Genomic DNA, 5,546 nt, shown 5'->3' on the forward strand with positions numbered 1-5,546 from the left:
GTCTTGTCGAAGAACTGCCGGATTTCCGCGATCAGGGCAAACGGACTCCAGGTGCCGGCGTGACCACCGGCTCCGGCGGCCACCGCGATCAGCCCGTCGACGCCGGCTTCGGCGGCTTTCTCGGCGTGCCGGCGGGTGGTGACGTCGTGGAACACCAGGCCTCCATAGCTGTGCACGGCGTCGACCACGTCCTTCACCGCGCCGAGGCTGGTCACCACAATGGGCACCTTCTTCTCGACGCAGATCGCCAGGTCCGCCTGCAGGCGCGGGTTGGTCGGATGGACGATCAGGTTGACGGCGAAGGGCGCCGGCTCCTGCTGTCGTGCCAGGCCTGCCTGGATCTCTTCCAGCCAAACCCGGAAGCCCTCGCTGTCGCGCTGGTTGAGCGCGGGAAAGCTGCCGATGATGCCATTACGACAGCAGGCGAGGACCAGCGCGGGATTGGACACCAGGAACATCGGCGCCGCCATCAGGGGCAGGCGCAGGCGTTGATCGAGCGAGGCGGGCAGGGACATGGCGTTTTCTCTTGTTATGGGTCAGAAGGGTTTGACCACCACCAGGATCACGATGGCGATCAGGAACAGTACCGGAATTTCATTGAACCAGCGGTAGAAGGTCTCGCTGCGGCCCGGTTCGCCGCGGGCGAAGCGTTTGATCTGCGCGCCACAGACATGGTGGTAGCCGATCAGCAGGACCACCAGGGTGAGCTTGGCGTGCAGCCAGCCGGCGCCCTTGAGCAGGCCCGGGTTCATCGACAGCAGGCCGATGCCGAACACCAGGGTGGCGATCATCGCCGGCAGCATGATGCCGCGGTAAAGCTTGCGCTCCATGATGCAGAAACGCTCGCGGCTGGCCGCATCCTCGCTGCTGGTGTGATAGACGAACAGCCGGGGCAGATAGAACAGCCCGGCGAACCAGCAGACGATGGAAATGATGTGCAGCGCTTTGATCCAGAGATAGAGCATCGGGGTGCTTCCAGGTAGTCACGGTGCGCAGATAGTAGTTGCACCGCTCCCGCCCGTCACCACGCCGGTTGGCCGCGGAATGCACGCGGACGTATCATCGAAGGGCGCTCCATCTTCATGCGGCAACTTGGGGCAGTTCGCAGAATAGTTGACCGATTTTCTGGGGTAAGCGGATAATGGCAAGCCCCAATGCAGTTCAGGCAGCGTAACGCCGGGAGATATGCAACATGAGTGTCGAAACCTTCACCCCTACTGCCATGCTGTTTTCGCAGGGTGCTGCGAGCAAGGTGAAGAACCTCATCGATGAGGAAGGCAACCCTCGTCTGAAGCTTCGCGTTTTCGTGACGGGCGGCGGCTGTTCCGGTTTCCAGTACGGTTTCACCTTCGATGAAGACACCGCGGACGATGACACCATCATCGAGCGCGAAGGGGTCAGCCTGGTGGTCGATCCGATGAGCTTCCAGTACCTGGCCGGCGCCGAAGTGGATTATCAGGAAGGCCTGGAAGGGTCGCGATTCGTCATCAACAATCCCAACGCCGCCACCACCTGCGGCTGTGGCCAATCCTTCTCGATCTGACGCCGCTTCGCCTTGTCGACGCCGTGCACTGCACGGCGTTTTAGTTTCTGCGATTCAGGCCGGATAGATCGCGCCCAGTACACGCAGACCGCGTGCCCCGGTGACTTCGGGACGGTTGCCGGGAATTCGCTCCAGGCAGCAATGCGCGAGCCAGGCGAACGCCATCGCTTCGACCCAGTCCGGCGACACGCCATAGGCTTCGGTGCTGGCCACCGTCGTCCCGGGAAGCAGTTGTTCCAGTCGCTGCATGAGTGCCTGGTTGTGCGCGCCGCCGCCGCAGACCAGCAACTCATGCGTATGCGGCTGGGCGGAGCGTAGCGAGTCGACGATGCTCAGAGCCGTCAGTTCGAGCAGCGTGCGCTGCACATCGGCGGCTGCGACGGCGGGGTGCTGCGCCAGGTGGCCTTCCAGCCAGGGCAGGTTGAACAGCTCGCGTCCGGTGCTTTTCGGCCCACGGGCCTGGAAGAATTCGTTGGCCAGCAGCCGGTCGAGTAGTGCCCCATCCAGCGTGCCGCTGGCGGCCCAATCGCCGTCGGCATCGAAGGCGTCGCCGCGTTGACGACCAATCCAGGCATCCATCAGCACATTCCCCGGGCCGCAGTCGAAGCCGCTCACCGAGCCATCCGCATGCAGCAGGCTCAGGTTGCTGAAGCCGCCGACGTTGAGCACCGCGCGCGGATGTCCGAGGTCGCTGAACAGGCTCTGGTGGAAGGCCGGAACCAGAGGTGCGCCCTGACCGCCGGCGGCGACGTCGCGCCGGCGGAAGTCGCCGATCACGGTAATTCCCGTCAGCTCGGCGAGCAGCGCCGGATTGCCGATCTGCACGGTGAAGCCGCGAAGCGGTTCGTGGCGAACGGTCTGCCCATGGCTGCCTATCGCCCGGATATAGGCGGCGTCGAGTTTCTGCTCGGCGAGCAGTTGCTGAATGCCCTGGGCCGCCAGCTCGACCCACTGATTCTCGGCCAGCGAGGCGCGCGCCAGCTCATCGACCCCTGAGGTGCAGAGGCTGAGCAGATCGCTGCGAAGGTGCGGCGGCATCGGGATATAGCGGGAAGCGAGCAGCCTGGGCTGGGTGTGCTGCTCGATCAGCGCGATGTCCAGACCATCGAGGCTGGTGCCGGACATCACGCCGAGGTAAAGCGCCATGGCTCAGCGCTTGTTGTTGAGGGCCAGCATGGTGGCTTTTTCCTGCTCCATGCGGGCGAGCAGTGGCTTGCTTTGCTGCAGGAAGCGCTGCTTCTCGCCGCTGCTGATGGGGTCGGCCATCGCCATCTTGATGCTCAGGGGGTCGACTTGGGTTCCGTCGACCTGGAATTCGTAATGCAGGTGCGGGCCAGTGGACAGCCCCGTGGTGCCGATGTAGCCAATCACCTGGCCCTGCTTCACGGTAACGCCGTTGCGAATACCCTTGGCGAAACCCTGCATGTGGCCGTACAGCGTGCGATAGCGCTGGTTGTGCTGGATGATTACAGCATTGCCGTAGCCGCCCTTGCGCCCGGCGAGGAGGACCTTGCCATCGCCGGCTGCCTTGATCGGCGTGCCGCGCGGCGCGGCGTAGTCGACGCCCTTGTGCGCGCGGATCTTGTTGAGGATTGGGTGTTTGCGGCCCATCGAGAAACGCGAGCTGATTCGCGCGACATCCACCGGAGTGCGGATGAAGGCCTTGCGCATGCTGTTGCCGTCGGCGGTGTAGTAGCTGCTAACGCCCTGCTTGTTGGTGTAGCGAATGGCGCTGAACGTCTTGCCGCGGTTGACGAAGCGTGCGGCGAGGATGCTGCCGGTGCCTACACGTTTGCCGTCGAGCATCTTCTCTTCGTAGATGGCTTCGAATTCGTCGCCCTCGCGCAGGTCCTGGCCGAAGTCGATGTCGTAGCCGAAGATGTTTGCCAGGTCCATGGTCAGGTCGTGGGAGAGACCGGCGCGCTTGGCGGACATGAACAGCGAGCTGTCGATCACGCCATGGGCATACACGCTGCGCACGTCAGGCTTGGCCAGCTCACGCTTGAACACGTAACCACCGCTGCTCTTGGCGAGGCTGACGCGCTCCATGTCCGAAAGCTGGGAGTGCAAGCTTTCCAATTGGCCGTCAGGGGTGAGCTTGAATTCCAGCGCCTGGCCGACCTTCAAACGGCCAAGGGCCTTGGCATCCTTGCTGCTGTCGAGCACTTCGTGCAGCGTGGCGGCGGACAGGCCGACCTTGGCGAACACGGTGGACAGGGTGTCGCCATTGCCTACCCTGACGACCTTGATGGAAGGGTCGGCAGGCGCCTCGTTGCTGGCCGCGGAGGTGTCGTCAGACTCGCTCGACTCGGCATCGGCGCTCTGTTCGGAATCCGCCGTTTCGATTTCGGCGAAAGGCGATGCGGCTACTTGCTGCTCGCCGGCGCTTTCCGACTGCAGGGTGGCATCTTCCTGAGGGATTTCCTGGCTGGGGCTAGTGAGCTCCAGGTCCAGATTCGTCCTTTTCGCTTCAACTTCGCGAGAAGGGAATACCAGCAGTGCCAGGCTAAGCAATGCGGCTATACCACTGGCAGCCAGGATGTGGCTTTTCGGGTAGAGCTCTGCTTTGGAAACGTTATGCGTCATATGGCGTCTGGTGATTTTGGCTACGAAATAACTGTCTAAAATATAACCAAAATTTCCTCGAGGCAACCCTGAATGCTGTGGTCTTTTGCCCGGCCATCACGCTGCCACCAGGGTGAAATTTGTTTTTCGGAGCTGATCTTGTATGGTTGCTCCCCTTCGTCCAACACCTATCGAGTCATGCCATGAAGTCTGTGGAAGAGCAGCTCGCGCAGATCAAGCGCGGCGCGGAAGAGATCCTTGTTGAAGCCGAGCTGATCGAGAAGCTCAAGTTGGGGCGTCCGCTGAGGATCAAAGCCGGTTTCGACCCGACCGCTCCGGATTTGCATCTCGGTCACACGGTGCTTATTAATAAGCTGCGGCAGTTCCAGGCGCTGGGTCACCAGGTGGTCTTCCTTATAGGTGATTTCACAGGGATGATCGGCGACCCCAGTGGCAAGAGCGCCACGCGTCCTCCGTTGACGCGCGAGCAGGTGCTCGACAATGCCGAGACCTACAAGGCGCAGGTATTCAAGATTCTCGACCCGGCGCGCACCGAGGTGGCTTTCAACTCCACCTGGATGGATCAGTTGAGCCCGGCCGATTTCATCCGTCTGGCCTCGCAGTACACCGTGGCACGGATGCTCGAACGCGACGATTTCAGCAAGCGTTACTCGACCAATCAGCCCATCGCGATCCATGAGTTCCTCTATCCGCTCGTACAGGGCTACGACTCCGTCGCACTGAACGCCGACGTCGAGCTCGGTGGCACCGATCAGAAGTTCAACCTGCTGATGGGGCGCGAGCTGCAACGTGCCTATGGCCAGCCGGCGCAGTGCATCCTCACCATGCCGCTGCTCGAAGGGCTGGACGGGGTGAAGAAGATGTCCAAGTCGCTGGGTAACTATGTCGGCATCCAGGAAGCGCCGGGAGTCATGTACAGCAAGCTGGTCTCGATACCCGATGCGCTGATGTGGCGTTACTTCGAGCTGTTGAGCTTCCGCAGCCTCGAAGAGATCGAGGCGTTCCGCGGTGACATCGCGCGCGGTGCCAACCCCCGCGACATCAAGATCAAGCTGGCCGAAGAGATCGTCGCTCGCTTCCACGGCGAGGAAGCTGCTGCAGGCGCACATCGTTCCGCGGGTAACCGTATGAAGGATGGCGAGCTGCCGGAAGATCTGCCGGACGTGGTCCTGTTCTCCGCCGAGGACCTCCCGATCGCTGCCGTCCTTAATAAGGCAGGCATGGTGAAGAACGCTGCAGGTGCCCGCGACCTGCTCGGTGCGGGAAGCGTGAAGGTGGATGGCGAAGTGGTTTCCCGAGACTTCGTCTTCAAGCTGGGTGCAAGCCACGTCTGCCAGGCCGGCAAGAAGGCATTCGCACGCATCATCGTTAAAGTTGAATGAAGCCTCGAAAAAACGGTTGACGTGAGTTTTTGGCT

Annotated in this window: 6 protein-coding genes; 2 read left to right on the forward strand and 4 right to left on the reverse strand. The window is 62.0% G+C overall.

Translation table 11 applies throughout. The features are described from left to right. Together B3E91_RS02985 and hemJ are read right to left on the reverse strand one after the other, a co-directional pair. The coding region (locus B3E91_RS02985; protein ID WP_287028300.1) for an NAD(P)H-dependent flavin oxidoreductase at positions 1-515 on the reverse strand (515 nt) is incomplete at its 3' end. A 21-nt stretch (positions 516-536) separates the two neighbouring features. Next, positions 537-965, reverse strand: a complete 429-nt coding sequence (gene hemJ, locus B3E91_RS02990; protein WP_273234235.1) for a protoporphyrinogen oxidase HemJ — start codon at positions 963-965, stop codon at positions 537-539. A 227-nt stretch (positions 966-1,192) separates the two neighbouring features. Here hemJ and erpA point away from each other — a divergent pair, with 227 nt between their 5' ends. Then, positions 1,193-1,543 (forward strand): iron-sulfur cluster insertion protein ErpA, encoded by a 351-nt coding sequence (gene erpA / locus B3E91_RS02995; RefSeq protein WP_090225132.1) that lies wholly within the window; start codon positions 1,193-1,195, stop codon positions 1,541-1,543. A gap of 54 nt (positions 1,544-1,597) precedes the next feature. Here the strand turns inward: erpA and B3E91_RS03000 are convergent, their stop codons facing one another. Both B3E91_RS03000 and B3E91_RS03005 read right to left on the reverse strand, forming a co-directional pair. Continuing rightward, positions 1,598-2,689 (reverse strand): anhydro-N-acetylmuramic acid kinase, encoded by a 1,092-nt coding sequence (locus B3E91_RS03000; RefSeq protein WP_287028304.1) that lies wholly within the window; start codon positions 2,687-2,689, stop codon positions 1,598-1,600. A 3-nt stretch (positions 2,690-2,692) separates the two neighbouring features. Continuing rightward, entirely contained in the window at positions 2,693-4,129 is a 1,437-nt protein-coding gene (locus tag B3E91_RS03005) for a peptidoglycan DD-metalloendopeptidase family protein (protein WP_287028307.1), read from the reverse strand. Positions 4,130-4,311: 182 nt separating this feature from the next. Here B3E91_RS03005 and tyrS point away from each other — a divergent pair, with 182 nt between their 5' ends. Then, complete coding sequence (gene tyrS, locus B3E91_RS03010; protein WP_287028309.1) at positions 4,312-5,511, forward strand: tyrosine--tRNA ligase; 1,200 nt, start codon at positions 4,312-4,314, stop codon at positions 5,509-5,511. Positions 5,512-5,546 lie beyond the last annotated feature (35 nt).

The sequence above is a fragment of the Pseudomonas sp. UBA6310 genome (genome assembly GCF_002438225.1).
GTDB lineage: Bacteria > Pseudomonadota > Gammaproteobacteria > Pseudomonadales > Pseudomonadaceae > Pseudomonas_O > Pseudomonas_O kuykendallii.

Coding starts and splice junctions, on each gene's coding strand:
- B3E91_RS03005 (WP_287028307.1), bottom strand. CDS start 4,129: ATGACGCATAACGTTTCCAAAGCAGAGCTCTACCCGAAAAGCCACATC.
- tyrS (WP_287028309.1), top strand. CDS start 4,312: ATGAAGTCTGTGGAAGAGCAGCTCGCGCAGATCAAGCGCGGCGCGGAA.
- B3E91_RS03000 (WP_287028304.1), bottom strand. CDS start 2,689: ATGGCGCTTTACCTCGGCGTGATGTCCGGCACCAGCCTCGATGGTCTG.
- hemJ (WP_273234235.1), bottom strand. CDS start 965: ATGCTCTATCTCTGGATCAAAGCGCTGCACATCATTTCCATCGTCTGC.
- erpA (WP_090225132.1), top strand. CDS start 1,193: ATGAGTGTCGAAACCTTCACCCCTACTGCCATGCTGTTTTCGCAGGGT.